General features: G+C 42.7%; 1 protein-coding gene. It reads right to left on the bottom strand.

The features are described from left to right. Positions 1-271: helix-turn-helix domain-containing protein (locus J7R12_RS08650; protein ID WP_208439072.1), on the bottom strand; the 271-nt coding region annotated here is incomplete at its 3' end. Positions 272-524: the final 253 nt, after the last annotated feature.

The raw sequence follows: 524 nt of genomic DNA, 5'->3' as shown, positions 1-524 counted from the left end.
CAGAATGCGCACGCGAATCTGTGTTGGCATGTTTTGCTGCTTTAAAAATGCGACGGCGACTTTTGGGGTAGCGGTCACTAAAAACTTGCTCGACGGGCAAACCGATAAAATCGGCAATAGCACGTTCGGCTTTCTCATTAGGCCGTGTCCAAATGTTTTTGACACTGGATGACGGTAGTTGATATGCTTTCGCGAGCTCCGCCAAGGTCATATTACGGCGGCGTAGCTCAGCTAAAATACTATGGCGATCCCATGTTTGTGTGAGAGTCATAAACTTCGCTCCTGCTTCAAACGGATGCTCCCACATCCGTTTTTTGTGGGGTTCTTTGTGTAATAACCGTCTTTTTTAACAGACGGTAATATGAGGTATATCTACAAATGGGATATTAGTCAACCCCATTTGTAAACATTTGTAATATGAAACGACAAAAAAATGAGCCCAAAACCGCATTAGCAAAACGACTCACAGAAGTTAGAAAGCTTGTGGGCTTATCTCGTGATATATTTTCTCTTAAAATTGGTAT

It is taken from the genome of Bartonella vinsonii subsp. vinsonii (genome assembly GCF_902825235.1).
GTDB lineage: Bacteria > Pseudomonadota > Alphaproteobacteria > Rhizobiales > Rhizobiaceae > Bartonella > Bartonella vinsonii.
This window is presented reverse-complemented; position numbering and strand designations above follow the sequence as displayed.